The 20,637-nt window shown below is 70.1% G+C and carries 20 protein-coding genes and 1 tRNA gene; 11 read left to right on the forward strand and 10 right to left on the reverse strand.

Annotated elements, in window-relative coordinates:
• Window positions 1-23: 23 nt before the first annotated feature.
• The 3 genes from AC3WRV_RS14335 to sppA all read right to left on the reverse strand — a co-directional run bounded on the left by AC3WRV_RS14335 (window position 24) and on the right by sppA (window position 3,005).
• A complete protein-coding gene (locus AC3WRV_RS14335; RefSeq protein ID WP_492313781.1) occupies window positions 24-785 on the reverse strand; it encodes an N-acetylmuramoyl-L-alanine amidase in 762 nt (253 codons plus the stop codon).
• Window positions 786-797: 12 nt separating this feature from the next.
• Window positions 798-1,118, reverse strand: a complete 321-nt coding sequence (locus tag AC3WRV_RS14340; RefSeq protein WP_492313782.1) for a hypothetical protein — start codon at window positions 1,116-1,118, stop codon at window positions 798-800.
• Window positions 1,119-1,223: 105 nt separating this feature from the next.
• The gene (gene sppA, locus AC3WRV_RS14345; RefSeq protein WP_492313783.1) at window positions 1,224-3,005 is read right to left on the reverse strand and encodes a signal peptide peptidase SppA; all 1,782 of its coding nucleotides are present in this window, start codon (window positions 3,003-3,005) and stop codon (window positions 1,224-1,226) included.
• A gap of 224 nt (window positions 3,006-3,229) precedes the next feature.
• Between sppA and panD the strand changes: the two genes are divergently transcribed.
• Window positions 3,230-3,586, forward strand: coding sequence for an aspartate 1-decarboxylase (gene panD / locus AC3WRV_RS14350; RefSeq protein WP_492313784.1), 357 nt, complete (start codon window positions 3,230-3,232; stop codon window positions 3,584-3,586).
• Between the two features lie 59 nt (window positions 3,587-3,645).
• Window positions 3,646-3,921, forward strand: a complete 276-nt coding sequence (locus tag AC3WRV_RS14355) for a hypothetical protein (RefSeq protein ID WP_291835626.1) — start codon at window positions 3,646-3,648, stop codon at window positions 3,919-3,921.
• Window positions 3,922-3,975: 54 nt separating this feature from the next.
• On the opposite strand, the gene AC3WRV_RS14360 is transcribed toward AC3WRV_RS14355, so the two are convergent.
• A complete protein-coding gene (locus AC3WRV_RS14360) occupies window positions 3,976-4,785 on the reverse strand; it encodes an SIMPL domain-containing protein (protein WP_291835628.1) in 810 nt (269 codons plus the stop codon).
• Window positions 4,786-4,998: 213 nt separating this feature from the next.
• Here AC3WRV_RS14360 and AC3WRV_RS14365 point away from each other — a divergent pair.
• From AC3WRV_RS14365 to AC3WRV_RS14375, 3 genes are all read left to right on the forward strand, one after another.
• Window positions 4,999-5,071, forward strand: a tRNA-Ile gene (locus AC3WRV_RS14365).
• A 109-nt stretch (window positions 5,072-5,180) separates the two neighbouring features.
• The gene (locus AC3WRV_RS14370) at window positions 5,181-5,591 is read left to right on the forward strand and encodes a hypothetical protein (protein WP_492313785.1); all 411 of its coding nucleotides are present in this window, start codon (window positions 5,181-5,183) and stop codon (window positions 5,589-5,591) included.
• Between the two features lie 2 nt (window positions 5,592-5,593).
• Window positions 5,594-6,118: a DUF2589 domain-containing protein gene (locus AC3WRV_RS14375; protein WP_492313786.1), complete on the forward strand. Its 525-nt coding sequence runs from the start codon at window positions 5,594-5,596 to the stop codon at window positions 6,116-6,118.
• A 64-nt stretch (window positions 6,119-6,182) separates the two neighbouring features.
• Here AC3WRV_RS14375 and AC3WRV_RS14380 read toward each other — a convergent pair whose 3' ends face one another.
• The gene (locus tag AC3WRV_RS14380; RefSeq protein ID WP_492313787.1) at window positions 6,183-7,658 is read right to left on the reverse strand and encodes a hypothetical protein; all 1,476 of its coding nucleotides are present in this window, start codon (window positions 7,656-7,658) and stop codon (window positions 6,183-6,185) included.
• Between the two features lie 15 nt (window positions 7,659-7,673).
• Entirely contained in the window at window positions 7,674-9,092 is a 1,419-nt protein-coding gene (locus AC3WRV_RS14385; protein WP_492313788.1) for a tetratricopeptide repeat protein, read from the reverse strand.
• Window positions 9,093-9,430: 338 nt separating this feature from the next.
• On the opposite strand from AC3WRV_RS14385, the gene AC3WRV_RS14390 reads away from it, so the two are divergent.
• The 6 genes from AC3WRV_RS14390 (at window position 9,431) to AC3WRV_RS14415 (ending at window position 16,372) form a co-directional block, all read left to right on the forward strand.
• Window positions 9,431-9,922 carry a GAF domain-containing protein gene (locus AC3WRV_RS14390; protein WP_492313789.1) on the forward strand — a complete coding sequence of 164 codons (492 nt, stop codon included), beginning with the start codon at window positions 9,431-9,433 and terminating at the stop codon, window positions 9,920-9,922.
• Window positions 9,923-10,092: 170 nt separating this feature from the next.
• On the forward strand, window positions 10,093-10,770 hold the full coding sequence (locus AC3WRV_RS14395; protein WP_492313790.1) for an SDR family NAD(P)-dependent oxidoreductase: 678 nt from the start codon (window positions 10,093-10,095) through the stop codon (window positions 10,768-10,770).
• Window positions 10,771-10,926: 156 nt separating this feature from the next.
• Window positions 10,927-11,748 carry an HpcH/HpaI aldolase/citrate lyase family protein gene (locus AC3WRV_RS14400; protein ID WP_492313791.1) on the forward strand — a complete coding sequence of 274 codons (822 nt, stop codon included), beginning with the start codon at window positions 10,927-10,929 and terminating at the stop codon, window positions 11,746-11,748.
• Between the two features lie 93 nt (window positions 11,749-11,841).
• Window positions 11,842-12,960, forward strand: coding sequence for a beta-ketoacyl-ACP synthase III (locus AC3WRV_RS14405; RefSeq protein WP_492313792.1), 1,119 nt, complete (start codon window positions 11,842-11,844; stop codon window positions 12,958-12,960).
• A 143-nt stretch (window positions 12,961-13,103) separates the two neighbouring features.
• On the forward strand, window positions 13,104-15,314 hold the full coding sequence (locus tag AC3WRV_RS14410) for a TonB-dependent hemoglobin/transferrin/lactoferrin family receptor (RefSeq protein ID WP_492313793.1): 2,211 nt from the start codon (window positions 13,104-13,106) through the stop codon (window positions 15,312-15,314).
• A 47-nt stretch (window positions 15,315-15,361) separates the two neighbouring features.
• Window positions 15,362-16,372, forward strand: coding sequence for a DUF6607 family protein (locus AC3WRV_RS14415; protein WP_492313794.1), 1,011 nt, complete (start codon window positions 15,362-15,364; stop codon window positions 16,370-16,372).
• A 26-nt stretch (window positions 16,373-16,398) separates the two neighbouring features.
• Here AC3WRV_RS14415 and AC3WRV_RS14420 read toward each other — a convergent pair whose 3' ends face one another.
• From AC3WRV_RS14420 to AC3WRV_RS14435, 4 genes are read right to left on the reverse strand one after another with little or no spacing between them, the layout of a single operon-like run.
• Window positions 16,399-18,039, reverse strand: a complete 1,641-nt coding sequence (locus AC3WRV_RS14420) for a saccharopine dehydrogenase family protein (protein ID WP_492313795.1) — start codon at window positions 18,037-18,039, stop codon at window positions 16,399-16,401.
• Entirely contained in the window at window positions 18,036-18,464 is a 429-nt protein-coding gene (locus AC3WRV_RS14425; protein WP_492313796.1) for a thiol-disulfide oxidoreductase DCC family protein, read from the reverse strand. The genes AC3WRV_RS14420 and AC3WRV_RS14425 overlap by 4 nt, the downstream gene beginning before the upstream one ends.
• Window positions 18,465-18,507: 43 nt before the next feature.
• Window positions 18,508-18,897, reverse strand: coding sequence for a RidA family protein (locus AC3WRV_RS14430; protein WP_291833932.1), 390 nt, complete (start codon window positions 18,895-18,897; stop codon window positions 18,508-18,510).
• A complete protein-coding gene (locus AC3WRV_RS14435) occupies window positions 18,894-20,516 on the reverse strand; it encodes a M28 family peptidase (protein WP_291833929.1) in 1,623 nt (540 codons plus the stop codon). Before AC3WRV_RS14435 ends, AC3WRV_RS14430 begins: the two co-directional genes overlap by 4 nt.
• Window positions 20,517-20,637: the final 121 nt, after the last annotated feature.

Consider the following 20,637-nt stretch of genomic DNA (forward strand, 5'->3'; position numbering starts at 1 on the left):
CCTTGGGTCCTCCGGACACCCCGTTACTGCAACACGCCCGTGACGCTCTCCGCTGTCGCCAGTTGCAGCACCCCCATCAGGGTCGCGCGCGTCTCGCCGTCGGCGACGCCGTCCACCTGCGAAGGCCGCCAGTGGCGCTGGAAGGCCTCGACGGTCAGGCGGGTCGCCTCGTCGTAGTCGCCGCCCGGCGGCAGGGTATAGCCCAGCCGGTGCAGGCCGGCGCGCAGGACAATGACGCCCAGCCCCTCGTCGCCCGGCCCCAGCGGCGCGCCCAGGGCGGCGATCCGTTCGTGCGCGGGCTCGAACCACAGGCCGTGGCCGACCCCGGCCAGCCGTTTCCAAGGGAAGCGCTCGCCCGGATCCTGCTTGCGCTCGGGCGCCATGTCGGAATGGCCGATGATGCGGGCGTCGGGGATGGTCCAGCGGGTGCGGATGTCCGAGATCAGGCTGATCACGGCGTCGACCTGGACCTCGGGGAAGTCGCGATAGCCGAACTCATGGCCCGGATTGACGATCTCGATGCCGATCGAGGCGGCGTTGCAGTCGGTCTCGCCCTGCCAGCCGCCGCGGCCCGCGTGCCAGGCCCGGCGCGCCTCATCGACCAGCCGCAGGATGGAGCCGTCCTCGTCGACGACGTAGTGGGCCGAAACCCTGGCGTCCGGATCCCGCAGCCGCGCGACCGCGGCCTCGCCCGTCTGCATGCCGGTGTAGTGCAGCACCAGCATGTCCGGCGGGGCCCGGCGCATATCGAAATTGGGGGATGGCGCGTCCTTGACGACCAGCATGGCGGCGCAGCCTTACCGGCCCGTCCGCTCCCAGCCGTAGGCGACCCAGGCGTCGCCGACCTTGCGGGCCTCGATGACGCCGTCGTCGGCGCGGCGGTCGCGCCGGGTCATGGTCCGGCGGGCGCGCATGGCCAGGCCGGCCACGAACACCAGCACGGCGGCGATCACGGCGATCACGGCCACGGCGGCGGCGGTCACCACCGCCAGCACGGCGCCGATGGCCATGGCGGCCAGGGTGGCGATCAGGCCGAACAGCCACACCACGGGGGCGAGCAGGCCATTGGAGGGCCGCCGGGCGGCGGGGCCGAAGATCAGGCGTTCGGACTCGGTCATGACTTCACCTTCAGGGGCGCTGCGTACAACGCCGAACCCCCAATGTCGGTCCATAGGGTCGGCCGGTCAATGATGGGCCGCTTCACAGGCGAGTGTCCGGGCCGGTCAGTAGGGCTGCTCAGCCAGCACCGACGCGCCAGAAGCCCGTGCGCGGTCGGTCTGGATGCGGCGAACGGTCGCCTCCGCCTGCGGGTCGTTCATGACCCCGCCGATGCCGACCAGCACCCGCGCCGCCTCGCCCGAGACGCCGAACATCTTCGACAGGGCCTCGAACGTCGAACCGGCTTCCGGATAGCGCTTGAAGCGCACCTCGGTCCCGGCCGCGATGCGGGCCAGTTCCTTGGCCTTGGCGACGGCTTCCTCGATGCCGCCCAGCTGATCCACCAGGCCGATGCCGCGGGCCTGGGCGCCGGTCCACACCCGGCCTCGGGCGATCTCGCGCACCCGGGCGGGCGGCAGACGGCGACCGGCCGAGACGCGGGCGATGAACTCTTCATAGGTCCGGTCGATCTGGGCCGCGAAGGCGGCGCGCTGGGCCGGGGTGAACTCCTGCGAGGGGGAGAAGGCGTCGGCGTATTCGCCGCCGACGGTCAGGTGGCGCATGTCCACCCCGAACCGGCCCAGGGCGTCGGCCAGTACGAACTTGCCGCCGAACACCCCGATCGAGCCGGTCAGGGTCGTCGGCTGGGCCACGATCCAGTTGGCTTCCGAGCTGATCCAGTAACCGCCCGAGGCCGCATATTCGCCCATCGAGACGACCACCGGCTTGCCCGCCGCCTTGGCGGCGCGAACGGCGGCCAGGATCTGCTCCGAGGCCTCCGGCGAGCCGCCGGGCGACGACACGCGGAAGACGATGGCCTTCACGTCCTTGTCCTCAATCGCGTCATAGATGGCCTTGGCCGTGTCGTCCGAGGTGATGGACGAGCCCTCGCCGAACGGGCTGGCCCCGCCGCTGCGGCCGGTCACGATGGCCCCCTCGCCGCTGACGATGGCGATGGCGTCGCTGCCCGAGCCGGCGCGCTCGCCGATCGAGGCCGCGTAGTCGTGGAACTCCATGATCTCGGCGCCCTTGCCGGCGCGGCGCTTGACCTCGGCCTCGGCCTCCTCGACCTGGCCGATCTTGTCGATCAGGCGGCGCTGCAGGGCGTCGGCGGCCGAATAGGGCCCGGCCTCGATGACCGCCTTCAGCTGCGGCAGGGTCGTGCGGCGGTCCTGCGCCGCATTGTTCAGCGCGCTGTCGTAGATGGAGGTCATCCACGCCGTCATCGCCTCGCGGTGGGCGGCGGTGAAGTCGCTCTGCGTGTATTCGTTGACCGCGTTCTTGTACTCGTAGCGCTGCTCGAACTGGGCCTCGACGCCGTATTTCTCGAAGGCGCGACCCAGGAAGACGCTCTCCGCCGAGAAGCCCGCCAGCTGGAAGCTGGCCGTGTTCTGCATCCACAGCTCGGACGCCGCGGCGCCCAGCATGTAGCTGGAGACCGTCGTGCCGATGGGCTGGAAGCCCTGGCTGTGGGCGATGACGACCTTGCCCGAGCGGCGGAAGCGGCGGATCGCCTGACGGATCTCGTCGGCGGCGGCCGGGGTGACGCCCCCTTCCGGCAGGCGGATCAGCAGGGCCTTCACCCGGGTGTCGGTCTCGGCCTGGGCCAGGGTGTCGACGATCTGCATGGTCGACAGCCCGCCGCCGCCGAACACGGCGAACGGATTGGTCGGCGCCTGGTCAGTCAGCCCCTCGCGCAGGTCCAGCTCCAGCACCGTATGGCCCGGCGTGGGCTCCTTGGCGCTCAGCGAACTGATCGCGATCGCCAGGAAGACGAAGGGGATGATGACGAAGAACAGGAACAGCCCGGCGAAGACGCCCGCCATCGTGAGGAAGAATTGCTTCATGGGGGCGACACGTCGTCCGGAGCGCGGGCCGGGTCATGGCCACATTTTGACCATAGGGCGGCAGGGCTTGCGGTCAAATGAATGTCCCGCAATGGGAGAATGCGGCGCAGCATCGTCATGGTGCGCTGCCGAAAGCGAGATTGATGCGCCGCTCCGAAATCCCTATATGGGCGGTCTGCGAGCGGGGGCCTATCGCCCCGCGTCATGTTCGGACCGCACTCCCCATGCTGGTCACCCTGATGAAGGCCAAACTGCACCGCGCGACGGTGACCCAGGCCGACCTCGACTATGAAGGCTCCATCGCCATCGACATGGACCTGCTGGACGCCGCGGGCATCTTCCCGCACGAGCAGGTCGATGTGCTGAACATCACCAACGGCGCGCGCTTCACCACCTACGCTATCGAGGCCCCGCGCGGGTCCAAGGTCATCGGCGTCAACGGCGCCGCGGCCCGCCTGGTGCAGAAGAACGACAAGGTCATCGTCGTCACCTACGGCCAGCTCCCCTCCGAAGAGGCGCGCCAGTGGTCCCCGACCGTGGTCCTGCTGGACGACCAGAACAACATCAAGCCGGCGGCCTGATCCGGTCGGCTTGACCTGAGCCGCGCCGAAGCCTTCCCTCTCCTTCCGGAGGAACGGTCATGACGCGCACGATCATCAGGGTTCGCTGGGTGCTGTACGGCGCCTGGGTGCTGGCCGCCCTTGTGGCGCTGATGATGGCGCTGACGCCGGGACTGGAGCTGCTGGGCCTGCCGCCGGAGCGCGTGACCTTTCTGCCCGGCATGATCACGGGCCTGCCGTGGACCCTGCCGCTGTTCCTGTTCGACTTCGATTCCGTCACCTCGCTGGCGATCATCTTCGTCGCCCATCTGCTCAGCGTCTCGATCGGCCTGATGCTGGTGCGGTCGGTCGATTGAAAAAGGCTCCGGCGCGGACGCCGGAGCCTCGTTCATCTCAGCCTGTCCGCCGGATCAGCGGTTCAGGTCGTAGACGCCAGTGATGTCGATCCGGATCGTCAGCTCGCCGGCCGCGACCGGGGTGCCGCCCCCAGCCGAGTCCATGGCCATGGCGCGAGCGTACATCGGGGCCGGTTGCGGGCCGCCGTAGCCGCCGCCTTCGGTCAGCGAGCGGATGCCGCCCAGCGGGGTGTTCAGGGCCTGCGAGTACAGGGCCGCCTTGGCCTGCAGGTTGCGCACCGCGATCTGGCGCGCCTGGTTCTCGGCCGCCGACGGATCCTTCAGGCCGAAGCTGATGCCGTTGATCTGGTTGACGCCGGCCGAGACCACGGCGTCGGCGGTGGCGCCGACCTTGGTCAGGTCGTTGATGACCACGGTCACCTGGTTCGAGGCCTGGTAGCCGCGCAGCTTCGGCGGCTCGTTCTGAACGTAGTCGTACTGGGCCGACAGGTTCAGACCCGAGGTCTGGATGTCGCGCTCGGCGATCCCGGCGCGGCGCAGGGCGGCCATCACCTGGTTCATCCGCGTGGCGTTCTGGCTCATGGCCTCGGCGGCGGTCGTCGCCTCGGTGACCACGGCGAAATTGATGGTCGCCATGTCCGGCGTGGCCTTGACCTCGCCATAGGCCGACAGGTTCAGCGACGGGCGCTCGGTAACGGCCTGGATGGTCAACGGAGCGCCTCCTTGCGGCTGGGACTGGGCGTGGGCGGACGGCGCGGCGACCGTCAGAGCGACTGCGGCCATCAGGGCGCCGCCGATCATCAGGGCGCGGTTGGAGACGGCGGGCAGCACGGCGGCGCCAGAAGCTGCGACGGGGCGGATCATCGGGGGAAACTCCGTGAGAGACGATGTTGTCGTTGCGAACACCGTCGTCGGCGTCCGTGTTCCAACCATGACCGTATACGCCTGAACGGGCGGCTTGGCTCCGCTGGCAGAAACCGTTCATGTGCGTGACAACGCCGACAGGTCGAAGGCGCGGGCAAGGCGTGCTTGGCAACTCGCCGCCCCACCTGCTAGGCCGGGCGTCCTCCGCTCCGGGGGCCCGTAGCTCAATGGTTAGAGCCGACCGCTCATAACGGTCTGGTTGCAGGTTCGAGTCCTGCCGGGCCTACTGGTCGCCGACGCGTCCCGCGTTGACAGCCGGACAACCGTAAGCTTCGCTGCCGCCCGGCTCGACCGCCCCGCAAGCCCGTCGAACCCTGCCGCCGGGAGCGGTTCCCATGTCCAGCACGCCCCTCACGCTCAGCAGCCTCGCCGAGGCCGTCGCCGCCGCCATCACAGAGGCCCAGGCCCGCATCGACGCAGCCCAGCGCGCGGACCTCGAACGTTTCATCGACGAGAACGGCCGTCCCCGGGCGCTCACCGTGCGCCTGCCCGGTCCGGACGGGGAGAAGGTCGTGGACATCCCCCTGCTGAGCTTCGCCGCCCCGACCGCCCTGCGGGTCACCGAGGCCACCCTCGCGTTCGAGATCGATCCCGCCGATCTGGTCCTGATCGGAGCGTCCGGCGCGCACCTGACCCCGGACGGGTTCGCCGCCCACGCCACGGTCACGCCCGGCGCCGACGGCCGCAAGCCCGCGACGATGACCCTCCGGCTCGAGGCGATCCCGGCCCCCGCGGCGAACAGCTGACCATGAGCGAACCCGACCCCGCCCCCGAAAGCCGGCCCCTCGCCGACCTGCTCGCCGACCCGTTGATGGCGGCGCACGCGGCCAGGGTCGAGATATCGCAGGCCACCCTCGACTACATCCGGACAGCGGGCTTCGAGCCGACGGCGGACGGCGACGCCCTCCAGGCGCGCACGGTCGAATTTGAATTCACCCGGCCCGCCGGACCCGGCCCGGACGGCCAGATTCTGAGCGAAGCGGTGAAAATGCCCATCCCGGCCCTGGCCATCACCGAGATGTCCCCGCCAACGATCAAGGATGTCTCGATCGACTTCGCGCTGGAGATCACCGCCCTGACGCCGCCCGACAGCGACGGCGGAGCCATCCGCCTCTCCGGCCTCGCCCACGCCTCGGACGCGCTCCCGCCGCCCGGCGCCGCGCCCCGCGTCCACATCACGCTCAAGGCGCAGGACGTCGGCGTCTCCGCGGGGTTGGATCAGGTGATCCACATCATGGCCGACGCCATCCCGCACGCGCCGTCCCGAACCTGAACGCTCAAACGAAAACGGCGCCCCGATCCGGAGCGCCGTTTCATGTTTCGATATCAGCGAAGCCCTACCGCCCCCAGCCGCCGCCCCGGCTCCAGCGGTCGTCGCCGCGGTACCGGCTGTCCGGCACATAGCGGCCGTCGCGGTCGTACCAGCCTTCGCCGTCCTGATAGTCGTCGTAGCCGTCCAGCTGATAGCCGTCGTCGGCGTAGGCGACGCCCAGCAGGCCGTCTTCCTGGCTCCACCAGTCGCGCGGATACGAGCCGCGCGCGCACTCCCAGCCCTCGCCCGGACGCCAGTAGGGCTCGTAGCGGCCGCGGTATCGGTCGCGGAACTGCGGGCGGCAGGCGTATTGCGACCAGACCCGGTTCCCGCTGGCCTGCACATTGGCGCGGGGCTCGCGATAGATGACCTCGCGCATGCCGGCGAAGGCGTTGTTGACGATCACCGCATTGCCGGCGGCGGCGGCGACGCCGACCGTGGTGGCGCGGACCCGGCTGTCGGCCAGGCGCAGCTCGCCGCTGTACAGCACCACGCCCTTGTCCGAGCGGCAGACGCGACTGTTCTTGATGTCGACCGAGGCCCCCTCGACCACCACGCCCTCGACGAAGCCGCAGACCGCGGTGTTGTCGATCTCGACCCTGCCGTAGTCGCGGCCGGCGCGCACGATCACGCCGATGCTGCGCGGGCCGAAGGCGTTGGGCGCATTGGTCCCCTTCAGGGTCGTCGAGGTCAGGCGCGAGGCCGGGCCGGCTGCGGGGGTGATCTCGATGCCCGACTGGGCGCCCGACACCACCGTCTCCCAGGTGTTCAGCACCGCGCCGTCCGACACGATGGCCGGGGCGATGGTCTGGGCCTCGATCACCGCGTTGCGGATGTCCAGAAGGCCGCCGTCGGCGTAGATCGCCGCCTCGTCGCCCGCGTGGTGGAAGCCGACCCGGTTCATGACGATCTCGGCGCCGTAACCGACGATGCAGGCGGCGTCGCCGGCGCGCGGCGAGGCGAAGACCATGTCTCGGATCTCGACGCGCACGCCCTGGGCCACCGTCATGCAGGGCAGGCCGTCCGGGGCCTGCAGCGTGGGCTCGGACGCCCTGGCCCAGTCGCGCGGGTCGAAGCCGCCCTCGCCGATGATGGTCATCGGCTTGTCGATGTTCAGCCAGCCGACGCAGGCGCCGGCCCGGGCGCGGATCACCAGCGTCCCGCCGGGGCGCACCCGGCGCACCGCATCCTCGACGGCGCCCGTGCCGGGATTGCCGCCGCAGTCGACCAGCACGATCTCCTCCCCGCCCGGACGCAGCGGCGGATAGCCGGGGCGCCAGTCGGGCCGGTGACGGCGATAGTCATAGCGGCCGCGGTCGCGGCGCTGGCTGTACGACCGGGTCGGCGGGTCCAGCAGGACGCCGAAATTCGGACGCGTCTGGCTCTCCACCTTGGCCGCCACCTGGGCGTGGGTCGGCGGCGCGCCCAGGGCGAAGGCCGCGACGGCGGCGGCGATCGCCGCCGCTCCGCCCAGAAGGCTCAAGGATGTGCGGGTCGTCATGGGTTCACGCCCTCCTTAGCGGCGCTGCGAACGGGAAACCTGCGCCAGCACGGCCTGCAGGCGGCTCGCCGACGGGCCGAAGCCTGACAGGGCCGAATCGATGCGGAAGGCCACGGCCTGGGCCTTGTCCTGGTCGGCCACGCCCGAGACGCCCAGCGCGAAGTAGCTCGACATGGCGAACTTGGCCTCGGGGCTGCCCTGACGCGCCGCCTCCTCGAACCATTTGAAGGCGCGGGCGTAGTCGGCGGGCAGGCCGATGCCCTCGGCGTACATCACCGCCAGCACCAGCTGCGCTTCCGAAGACCCGTTCACCGCGGCCATCTGAATGGCGCGCACACGCTCCAGATAGGACAGCCGGCCCTCCATCGGATGGCCCAGCATGGCCTCCAGCGTCTCGATCTGGCGCTTGGACAGGTCCTCGGGCCGCTGCGCCGCCGTGTCGGTCACGCCCAGATAGCGCAGGGCGCGGCCCACGTGGATGAAGGGCAGCTCGCCCGCCATCCGGCCCAGCGCATATTCATAGGCGTCGCCGCGCGGGCGGCTTTCGTCCGAGAAGGGCACGCCCGACTGCGGCGCGGTGTTGGGATAGAATTCGAACGGCGGCGTCCACTGGCGCGCCTTCACCTCGACGAACCGCTGGTACTGCGCCCGGCTCGGCGCCGACCGCTCGAAGTCGCGCATCAGCACATAGGCGCCCACGTCCCCGGTCTGCACCGCCAGGTAGTTGTACAGATAGGCGTCCACGTCGTTGCGCTGGAACAGGCTGGTCGCCGCCGGATAGCCGCGGCGGTTGCGCTCGCGCCCCTGGCCCCGGTCCGCATTGCCGCGTCCCCAGGCCTCGCGCGCCTCGCGGTTGTCCTCGGGCTCGCCGAACGGGCCATACAGGCTGTCGTGCAGCCGGGCCAGGGTGCGGTACCCCTCGGCGTCCTGGGTCGACAGGATGTAGATGACCCGGTCGCGCACCGCCCCCTGCTCGTCCAGGGTCATCGACCCCAGCAGCCGGTCCAGCTTGCGATAGGCTTCGTGCCGCTCGAAGGCGCGGCAGTCGTCATAGCGGGACAGCGGGCGCCAGCCGCCCCAGCCGCCGCGATTGACCCGGTTGATCGGGGCGTAGCCCTCGTCATTGGCCAGGGCCATCGCCAGCCAGGTGGCGCTCTCGATCGGATCTTCGATGTTCTTGTCGGTCGCGCGCACCGCCGAATAGCGCGCGCCCAGCTCCAGCTGGGCGAAGAAGTCGTTCTGGAAGGCCGCGCGGCGCAGGGCGCGCAGGCCGGTTTCCTGGGCGTTGAATTCGGACCCGGTCATCAAGGCCGGACGCGGGCAGCTGTTGGTCGCGGCGTTGTCGCCGCCCTGCCAGAAGCGCACGCCGTTTCCGCGATCGCCGCACGACGCCATGCCCAGGGCGGTCAGCCCCAGCAGGCCCGCGACGGCCACCACGGCGATCGGGCCGCGCGAAGCCCCGAAACGCGAGCGTCTTCCGTGATCGCGTTCGCCGTCCGCCATAACCCCTCGCACACCCATGTACCGGCGCCACCGCCCCCGGGCCGTTAACCATTGCGGGACTTCGACAGTCCGATCCAGTTAACAACCTGTCAAGGTTAACGCCGTTTCGCGACAAAGCGTTGCCGCAACACGGCCATTTTGTGTCCTTTCAGGAGTTGTCCACGGGAATCAGCAGCTTGCGAACTCGCCTGTCAGGCGAAAAGTCGCGGCCTCGCTTCCCGTTCGCCATCGACCTATATGCGACCGACGCCCGCCGGAGCCCTGCCCCCATGTCCTACGTCGCCCGCGACGATCGCCCCGCCGACAAGGCCGCCCGCTATGCCGAGGTCGAGGCCGAGATCCTCGCCGTCCTGGAGGGAGAGCCGAACCGCGTCGCCCGCATGGCCACCGTCTCGTCCATGCTGGCCGACGCCTTCCCCGTCTTCTTCTGGACCGGCTTCTACGTCGTCGACGAGACCAAGCGGGACGAGCTCGTGGTGGGCCCCTACCAGGGCACGCTCGGCTGCCTGCGAATCGCCTTCGGCCGCGGCGTCTGCGGCGCGGCGGCCGCGACCGGGACCACCCAGATCGTCGAGGACGTCCACGCCTTCCCCGGCCACATCGCCTGCGACGCCCGCTCGGCCAGCGAGATCGTCGTCCCGGTCTTCGACGCCTCGGGAGCCCTGATCGCCGTCTTCGACGTGGACGCGACCGAAACGTCCGCTTTTGACGCATCGGACGCCTATGCTCTTGAAGGACTGCTGGCCAAGGTGTTCGGCTAGGCCGGGTCCGAACCGTCTGGACTTTCTACCCGGATAATTTCTCAGGGCTTCTTTGTTTTCGTAGCGTTTTCCCGAATTCGATCCGAACGCATCGGACGGTTCGGACGGTGTTTTTCAGTCCCCGTTTCGCACTCTTCGCACCCAAGTTTTTTTCATTCGCCGGAGTTCCCATGTCTGATCGCGTCATCGCCGTCACCGGAGGCCACGGGGTCCTGGGCCGCGCCGTCGTCGAAGCCGCCCTGGCCGACGGCCTGAAGGTCGCCGTCATCGACCACGCCTCGGGACACGCGGTGCCGGACGGCGTGCTGGAGTTGGGCGGGGTCGACCTCACCGACCCGGCCTCGGCCAGGGCGGCCGTCGACGCCGCCGCGGCGCATTTCGGCCGGCTGGACGCCCTGCTGAACGTCGCCGGCGGCTTCGTCTGGCAGACCACTGACGACGACGCCCCCGCCTGGGACAGGATGTTCGCCCTGAACCTGTCCACCGCGCTCAACGCCAGCCGCGCCGCCCTGCCCCATCTGAAGGCCTCGCCCGAGGGCCGGATCGTCAACGTCGGCGCCAACGGCGCGCTCAAGGCCGCCGCCGGCATGGGCGCCTACGCCGCCTCCAAGTCCGGCGTCCACCGCCTGACCGAGGGGCTGGCCGAAGAGCTGAAGTCGACCCCCGTCACCGTCAACGCCGTCCTGCCCTCGATCCTCGACACCGAGCAGAACCGCAAGGACATGCCCGACGCCGACCCGTCCAAATGGGTCCAGCCGTCGGACCTCGCCCGGGTCATCCTCTTCCTCGCCTCGCCCGAGGCCCGCGCGATCACGGGCGCCCTGGTGCCGGTCACGGGGAAGGTCTGACGTCCTTGAATCCGCTCATCCCGGCGAAAGCCGGGACCCAGTTCTGTCCAGCTTGACGCTGCCGCTCAGGGATTGGCGGATGAATGTCGAACCTCAACACCGGTCATCCAAAACACTGGGTTCCGGCTTTCGCCGGAATGAGCGGAGAATGAGACCATGAGCAGATCCGCCCTCTTCCTCCCCGCCAGCAATCCGCGCGCCATCGAGAAAGCGCGGACGCTGGATTGTGACGTGGCCGTCCTCGACCTGGAGGACGCGGTCGCGCCCGAGGCCAAGGCCGACGCCCGCGCCGCCGCCGTCGAGGCCGTCCGCGCCGGCGGTTTCGGCCCGCGCCTCGGGGTGCGGATCAACGGGCTGGACACCGGGGACGGCGCCGACGATCTCCGGACGCTCGCAGACGCCGGCGTCGGCCTGATCGTCGTCCCCAAGGTGGACGCCCGGATCGCCCAGATCCTGAACGCCCTCCGGCCCCAGGGCATAGCCCTGTGGGCCATGATCGAGACGCCTCGCGCCCTCGCCCAGCTGGACGCCATCGCAAGCCTCCATGGGCTGGAGGCCCTGATGCTCGGGGTCAACGACCTGGCCGCCGAACTGCGCACCGGCCCCTCCCCCGATCGCGAACCGCTGAAGCCCTGGCTGGCCGCCACCGTCGCGGCCGCCCGCGCCCACGGCCTGCTGGCCATCGACGGCGTCTACAACGCCTTCACCGATGCTGAGGGCTTCGCCGCCGAATGCGCGCAAGGGCGCCTCTACGGCTTCGACGGCAAGAGCCTGATCCATCCGTCCCAGATCGCGCCCGCCAACGCCGCCTTCTCGCCCTCCGAGGCCGAGATCGCCTGGGCCCGCGCCGTCGTCGCCGCCTTCGCTTCGCCGGATTCCCGGGGCAAGGGCGCGATCCGGGTGGACGGCCAGATGGTCGAGCGGCTGCATCTTTCCGTCGCCGAACGTGTTCTCGCCCACCTCGACCGGCGAACCTGACAGGCCTATCTAGTCAGTCCAGAAACAGAACGGGCGCGCCCCTCATGCAGCGAGGCGTCGCACGCCGAGCGTTAGGGGCGCTTAGAGAAAACCATGACCAACGCCGTCATCGCCGCCACAGGGCTGTTCACGCCCGACCAGTCCATCTCGAACGAAGAACTGGTGGCCGCCTACAACGCCTACGCCGAGCGCTTCAACGAACGCCACAGCGCCGAGATCGCCGAGGGCGACGTCGCCGCCCTGACCCCGTCGTCGGTCGAGTTCATCGAGAAGGCCTCGGGCATCAAGTCACGCTTCGTCCTGGACAAGGCCGGGGTGCTGGACCCCGAGCGCATGGCCCCGAACATCCCCGAACGCTCCAACGAGGAGTTGTCGGTCCTGGCCGAGATGGCGGTGAAGGCCGCCCGAGACGCCATCGCCGCCTGGGGCAAGCCGGTGTCGGAGATCGGCGCCGTCCTGTGCGCCGCCTCCAACATGCAGCGCGCCTATCCGGCCATGGCCATCGAGGTCCAGCAGGCCCTGGGCATCGACGGCTTCGCCTTCGACATGAACGTCGCCTGTTCCTCGGCCACCTTCGGCATCAAGACCGCGGCGGACTTCATCGCCTCCGGCTCGGTCAAGGCCGTCCTGATGGTCAACCCGGAAGTCTGCTCGGCCCACCTGAACTTCAAGGACCGCGACAGCCACTTCATCTTCGGCGACGTCGCCACCGCCGTGATCATCGAGGCGGAAGACCAGGCCGCTCCGGGCGGCTGGGAGATCCTCGGCACGCGCCTGAAGACCACCTTCTCGAACAACATCCGCAACAATTTCGGCTTCCTGAACAACGCCGCCCCCGAGGGCATCGGCGCGCCGGACAAGCTGTTCGTCCAGCAGGGTCGCAAGGTCTTCAAGGACGTCGTGCCGATGGTCTCGGACATGATAGTCGATCACGCCGCCGAACTGGGCGTCGATCCCACGGGCCTAAAGCGGATGTGGCTCCACCAGGCCAACATCAACATGAACCAGTTCATCGGCCGCAAGGTCCTGGGCCGCGAGCCCGAGGCGGACGAGAACGTCATCATCCTGGACGAATACGCCAACACATCCTCGGCCGGCTCGATCATCGCCTTCCATCTGCACCAGGACGGTTTCGCGCCCGGCGACACCGGCCTGATCTGCAGCTTCGGCGCCGGCTATTCGGCCGGCACGGTCTTCGTCCGCAAGCGCTGAGCCGTCTCCTCCCCGTTCGCGTCGCGGGTGGGAAGGGAAACCTGCGACTTATTCGCATCACGTCACGACTTCGCCCGATCTGAGATTGATTGTGAGAGTCGTTCGCAGTAATTGCCCCGCCACCTCTTCAAGCGGGACCATACATGCGCACGCTTCTCCTCTCCGCCGGGCTCGCCGCCCTGACCGTCGCCGCCGCTCCCTCGGCCATGGCCCAGACGGCCCCGGCCGCCCAGCAGGACGCGACCGAGCTGGCCCCGGTCAGCGTGCTGGCGACCCGCACCGAGGTCCGCCCCGACGAAGCCCCGGCCACCGTCACCGTCATCACGGCCGCCCAGATCGAGAACGAGCTGGTCACCGACATCAAGGACCTGGTCCGCTTCGAGCCGGGCGTCAGCGTCGTCAGCCAGCCCCAGCGCTTCGGCGCCGCCCTGGGCACGACCGGCCGCGGCGGCAATGAAGGCTTCACCATCCGCGGCATGGGCGGCGACCGTGTCCTGATGCTGGTCGACGGGGTCCGGGTGCCGGACGGCTTCACCTTCGGCGCCCAGAGCGTCGGCCGCGGCGGCTACGCCGACCTCGACCTCATGCGCTCGGTCGAGATCCTGCGCGGCCCGGCCTCGGCCCTCTACGGCTCGGACGGCCTGGCCGGCGCAGTGGCCTTCACGACCAAGGACCCCGCCGACCTCATTCGCAGCGGCGAGAGCTTCGGCGCCCGCGCGCGCGTCGGCTATAACTCGGCCGACGAAGGCCTGACCAAGTCCGGCATGATGGCCGCCCGCAGCGGCGCCTTCTCGGGCATGCTGGCCTGGACGGGCCGCGACGCCCAGGAAACCGAGAACGCCGGATCCGTCGGCGGCACGGGCTCGACCCGCACCCAGGCCAACCCCATGGACGTCAGCTCCGACGCCTTCCTGGCCAAGGGCGTCTGGGACTTCGCGCCGGGCCACAGCCTGCGCCTGACCTACGACTACTTCGAAAGCGAGATGACCGCGGACGTCCTCAGCGGCCGCAGCCTCACCGTGCTGCAACTGCTGGCCGACGACACCACCACCCGCGAGGGCTGGAGCGCCGGCTGGCGCGGCAAGGACGTCCTCGGCTTCGACAGCGGCCGCCTGACCGTCTACGGCCAGACCGCCGAGACCCGCCAGTACACCTTCGAGGACCGCACCCCGGCCGTCGACCGCAGCCGCGACAACACCTTCGACAACGAGGTGTTCGGCGTCTCGACCGACTTCACCCGCACCATCGGCGTCAACCGCCTGACCGTCGGCGGCGACTGGTCCGAGACCACCCAGGAAGGCGTGCGCTCGGGCACCGTGCCGCCGGCCGGCGAGACCTTCCCGACCAGCGCCTTCCCCAAGACCGACTTCTCGCTGGGCGGCGTCTATGTCCAGGACGAGATCACCCTGCTGGGCGGCGACCTGCGCATCGTCCCGGCCGTCCGCTGGGACACCTATGACCTGAGCACCGCCAACGATCCGCTGTATCCGGGGCCGCGCGCCGACCAGTCGGACGACCACGTCTCGCCCAAGCTGGGCGTGGTCTGGTGGGGACATGACAACTTCGGCCTGTTCGCCAACTGGGCTGAGGGCTTCAAGGCCCCGACCCCCAGCCAGGTGAACAACTACTTCGCCAACCTGGCCTTCGGTTACACCTCGCTGCCGAACCCGAACCTGAAGCCGGAAACCAGCCAGAGCGTCGAGTTCGGCGTCCGCGTCCGCGATATCTCGCTACTGGGCGGCACGTTCGCGGGCCAGGCCGTGGTCTTCCAGTCCGACTACTCGGACTTCATCAGCCAGCAGGTCGTCTCCGGCGCCGGCACCCCGGCCGATCCGATGGTCTACCAGTGGATCAACTTCACCGACGTCGAGATCCAGGGCTTCGAGGCCAGCGCCAACGCCTTCTGGGACAACGGCATGAGCGCCCGCTTCGCCTTCGCCTATGCCGACGGCGAGACCACCAGCGCCGGCGTCACCCGCCAGCTGCCGACCATCGACCCGATCAAGGTCGTCTTCGGCCTCGGCTATGAAGAGCCCCAGGGTCGCTTCGGCGGTCAGGCCGTTCTGACCTGGTCGCAGGCCAAGGACGCCGGCGATACGGACGGTCTGGGCTGCTACAACGCGGCCAACCCGGCCGCCGGCTGCTACACCGGCGATGACTTCACCCTGGTCGACCTGACCGCCTGGTTCGCCCTTACCGACCGCGTCACGGCCCGCGCCGGCCTCTTCAACGTCCTGGACGAGAAGTACAGCTGGTGGAGCGACGTCCGCGGCGTCGCCGCCTCGTCGGCGGTCAAGGACGCCTACACCCAGCCCGGCCGCAACTTCGGTCTCTCGCTGGCCTTGCGGTACTGAAACCAGAAGACGATAACGCGACTGACTCGCATTCGAAGGAACGCTCCATGCGCCGCGCACTGCTGCTGACCACCGTCCTGGCCGCCCTCGCGGCGACCGCCCCGGCCCAAGCCTCGAGTGGCGCCGAGCCCGCCGCCGCGGCGGCCTCGGTCGACGCGCCGGCGGCCAGCCAGTTCGAGCGGGATCGCCAGTCGATCCTCGCCCAGGCGGGGCAATGGCGGGTCCGTTTCGACATGCGCGAGAACGTCAGCTTCCGCGAGGGATATGAGCCGCTGGAAGAGAAGCTGTCGGCGGGCGACGAGATCGTCCGCGTCGTCTACGACGACGGCACGCGCATCAGCCTGCAGCACATCCTCGTCATGGGCGACGACGCGGGCAACCACTTCGTGATCAAGCACTGGCGCCAGGACTGGGTCTATGAGCCCGAGACCGTCCTCACCTACGCCGGTCCGAACCGCTGGACCGTCACCCCGGTTTCGGCCGGGGAACGCCGGGGCGCCTGGTCGCAAACCGTCTGGCAGACCGACGACAGCCCCCGTTACGGCGGCGTCGGCCACTGGGACTACGACCACGGCCTGGCCGAGTGGACCAGCAACGCCACCTGGCGCCCGCTAGCCCGCCGCGACGCGGTCCGCAACCCGATCTACGACCGCTACCTGGGCGTCAACCGCCACGCCCTGACCCCGCAGGGCTGGGTCCACATCCAGGACAACATGAAGATGGGTCAGGCCGAGGGCGACGCCGGCGATCCTGTCGCCATCGTCCAGGAAGACGTGATCAACACCTACCGCCGCGTCGACAACTATGACGCCAAGCCCGGCGACGACTACTGGGCCGCCACCAAGGACTACTGGGCCGGCGTCCGCGCCGCCTGGGACGCGGTCGCGACCGCCAACGGCGGGATCTACCTGGAAGAAGAGGCCAACCGCGGCGCCGTCACCGGCAAGCCGCTGATGGACTGGGCCGAGGAAATCCAGGCCGGGACCCTGACCACCGAAGCCGGCATCGCCCAGGCGCGCGACCTGATCGCCCGCGCCACGGTGGCGCCGACGAGCTGAGCCCTTCTCCCCCAAGGGGAGAAGGATCAGGCTTCCCGCTCCAGCCAGCCCCGATACCGCACCAGCCGCCCGATCAGCGGCGCGGTGATGGTCACGTCGAAGACGAAGCGGCCCTGCTCATCCACCTCTTCGAAGGCCTGCGTTGATGGGCCCAGGGCGCGGGGCAAAGGGATCGGACCCGCCCGCCAGCCCTCGACCCGATAGACCAGCCGCCCGTCCTCGGGCGTCAGGCCCAGGTCCATGCTCAGTGGCCCGAAGCGCTCGCGCACCCGCCCGCCGGGGCGAGGCCGTGACAGGACGCTGGCGAAGGCATGGCCGCCAATGCGCCGCCGCCAGACCGACCGGTCGCCGTCCGCGTCGATGGCCACCTCCGCCGGACAGTCGGCCTGCGCCTTCGGAAAGCCGACGATGCGGGCGACCAGCGCCGCCAGCGGGCTCGACGCGCCCTCGGTCGTCGCCCGTCCCCGCCACAGCGACCGCCCCGGCGTCTCATGCAGCGCCCGGATCGGCGCGGGCAGGCCGTCGAACGCCGGGCCGATGGCGCGGGCGTAGATCGCGCCCCGCTCCGCCAGCCTCTCCGTCGCCAGTCCGTGCGGCGCCATCTCGTCCACGATCGCCTCCAGCGGCAACACGCCGACGCAAGGACCCGCGCCCGGCGCGACCTGTCCGGCCGCGATGGCGCGGATCGCCGCCAGCGCGGGCAGGCTGGGCGTCACCGGCCCCTCCCCCGGTTCGGCCACCAGCCGCCAGACCGCCCGCGCCGCCCGGCCCTCGCCGTCCACGCCATAGGCCTGCACCCGCATCGCGCCCCGGTCCGAACCCGTGACGGAATGCAGCCCGGCCAGCGCCAGCAGAGGCTTGGCCAGCGGTACGGGATCGAAGCGGAACAGGCTGACCAACCAACCGAGAAGCCAGCCTTCCAGATGCAGGGGCCAGGGCTCCATTCCCGCCAGGAACAGCGCCTGCTCCCGCGGTGCGAACCGGACGGGGAACAGGTCCAGATCCGGCGTCTCGCACAGCGACACCCGCCGCGCGCCCGCCTTGCCGAAGTCCCGTTTGTAGAGCCCGCTCCACCCCCGCCGCATCGTCCAGACGCCGCCGTCGAAGACCATGACCGGCCGTCCCAGCCACGACAGGATGGCCTGCATCACCGACAGGCCCTTCGGCGCCCGCGCGCCCGGCGAGATGGCGGCCTCGACCGAGACCACCTCGCGCCAGCCCTCGGTCAGCCGGTCCAGCACGGCGTTGGACAGGGCCGGGGTCGAGCTGCAGCCGGTCAGGGCCACGACGCCCGCCGCCTTCGCCGCCTGGTCCAGCGTGGGGAAGGCCTTCACGAAGTCCCGGCCGTCAGCGAGGTCGACGTAATTCAGGCCCGCCGCGATGGCGGCCCGCGCCGTCGTCGGCTGCGCGCCCTGGAACGGCCCGGCCATGTCGGCGACGACGGTCGCCCCCGTGGCCTTCAGCGTCTCCGGGGTCAGGGTCGCGGTGTCCATGACGGCGACCTCGACCCGCCCTTCCGGGAAGGCCGCCCTCAGCCGCGCGGCCACGCCTTCGGCGCGCGCCCGGTCCCGCCCCGCGACCACCACGCCGAAGCCGTGCCGCAGCAGCCCATCGGCCAGCCGCGAACCGAACACCCCGCCCGCTCCGATCACGAGAACTGTGGTCATGCGAGGAAGCGCGCCCGGTCGGCCGCCGACGGCGCCATGCAGGTCTCCGTCCGCCCGAAGATCGCGTAGCGGTTCTTGGCGATCAGGTCGTAGACGGGATCGCGCAGCGCCCGGGGCGCCGCCTTCAAGACCGCCAACGGCCGCGTGTCCCTGAGTACGCCGAGCACACTCAGCGCCGCGTCCGACTTGAAGAAGATGCGTCCGTCCAGGACCACGGCGTTGGTCTGCGGCGCCTCCGGGTCGATGCCGTACCGCATCGCCAGCGCCCGCCCGGCCTCGGACTGGATCGGCAGGAAGCGGAACCGCCCCTCAGGATCATGGTCGATCACGAACCGCACCCAGCGCGAGCAGAAGACGCAGACCCCGTCGAACAGGATCAGGCCGTCGGGTTCCTGCGGTGCGGGCTGCGGCGACCAGCGGCTCATGGGGCCGACTGTGGGGCGATTGGCGAAGCCCCACAAGGCGACCTTACGCCGCCGCCACGGCCTCGATCTCGACCAGCCAGGCCTCGTCGAAGATTCCGGTGACGATGACCGTCAGCGCGGTCTGGCGACCGCCCAGACGGCGGATGCGCACCTCGCGGTTCTCCAGGGCGTAGGCACGGTCGGACAGGAAGGTCGTGACCTTCACCAGATTGTCCAGTGTCATGCCGGCGGCGCGCAGCTGGGTCTCCAGATTGTCCCAGACCTGCTCGCACTGGCCAATGAAGTCGGGCGCCAGCGACCCGTCCGGCGCGACCGGGATCTGGCCGGACAGATAGAGCCAGCGGGTCGCCCCGCTGACTTCACAGGCCTGGGCGTATTCGCCCTCCGCCGGCGGCGAGCCGTCGCCGGTCAGAGGGCGGATGCTGACCGTCACTGGCGAGCGGCGTCCGAACGGGCGCGCACCTGGGCGAACTCGGAGGTCGGCTTCCAGCCGGGCCAGTCGTTGCTGTTCGCGAGGTCCAGACCCAGGTGGTAGAGCAGGGTCAGGTTCTCGACCGCCGACGTCAGGTTCCAGTCCGCCGACCATTCGTCCGAGGGCTTGTGATAGTCGGCCGCGAACTTGGCGCGCCAGGCGGCCTCGCCGGCTTCACGGCCGCCCTCGACCCAGTCCCAGCCGTGCCACGGCATGATCGCCGGCACGCCCATGCGGGCGAAGGGGAAGTGGTCCGACCGGTAGTAGAAGCCTTCCTCGGGCATGTGGTCGTCCGAGACGTAGCGGCCCAGCGGTGCGGCCAGGGCCTCCAGCCGGTCTTCCAGATCGTTCTGGCCCTTGCCGAAGATCGGAATGTCGCGCGTCGAACCGGACAGCGGCAGCATGTCGATGTTGATGTCCGCGACCGTCGTCTCCAGCGGATAGACCGGATCGGCGGCGTAGCCGTAGGCGCCCAGCAGACCCATCTCCTCGGCCGCCATGTGGGCGAAGACGATGGAGCGCTTCGGGCGCGGGGCCTGGCTGAGCTGACGCGCCATCTCCAGCACGCCGATGGTGCCCGAGGCGTTGTCCCAGGCGCCGTTCCAGATGTTGTCGCCGGTCACATTGGGGTGCTGGGCGGCGCCGCCGACGTGGTCCCAGTGGGCCGAATAGATGATGGTCTCTTCCGGATGCTCGGTCCCCGGAATGCGGGCCAGCAGGTTGTGGGTGACCAGGGTGTCGATGGTCTCCGAGATATCCAGCGACAGGGTGACGCCGTTCAGCGGCACGGCCTTGAACGACCCGCCGGCGGTGTTGGCGAAGCTGTCCATGCCCAGCCCGGCCGCCGCGGCCAGGGCGAAGGCGAGGTCGTGGTTGATGGCACCCGAAAACTCCAGGTTCGCCGCGCCGGGCGTCAGGGTGCGAGTGCGACCCGCGCCGCGCATGGCGCCCTGCCACTGGGGCGACGAGGCGGCCATGGGGACCAGGGTGACGACACCGACCGCGCCGCGGCGGAAGGCCTCGTCGGCCTTGTAGGCGCCCGACTGATAGTTGGTGGCGTACTCGCCGTTGAACCGCTCGCCGTCCGGCTCGCCGGCGATGACCACCACGACCTTGCCGCGCACGTCCAGGTCGCCGTAGTCGTCCCAGTTCCGCTCGGGAGCCGTGATGCCGTAGCCGGCGAAGACCAGGCCCGCATTGCGGATCGAGGCGCGACCGTCGTTGGTGACGGCGCGCAGGACGATGTCGGTTCCGACCGTCAGCGGGTGCGACTGGCCGTCCGGGCCGGTCCAGCTGGCCGTGCCGCCGGCGACCGGGGTGTAGCGCTTCAGCTCGACCGGCTGCAGCCACTGGCCGTTCGGGCCGCCGGGCTGCAGGCCCATGGCCTCGTACTGCCCCTGCAGCCAGGCCAGCACCATGCGCTCGCCCTCGGCGCCGGGATACCGGCCCTGGTATTCGTCCGCGCTGATGGTGCGGATGTCGTTGCTGATGCGCTCGGCCGAGAAGCTCTGGGCCCCGGCGGCGCCGGCCGCCAGAAGCATGGCGGCGAGGGCGATGCCGCCCGTCAGTTTGCGAAACATTGAGTAGGCTCCATCCCCCGATTTGATGGCGCGCACTCTAGGGCGGCCCCGAAGGACCGCTCCTTACATTTTTGTCATGTCAGCGCCGTCTCCCTCCCCTTCTGGGGAGGGTGGCTCGCGA

It is taken from the genome of Brevundimonas sp. EU05-FHT14B11, from assembly GCF_058790835.1.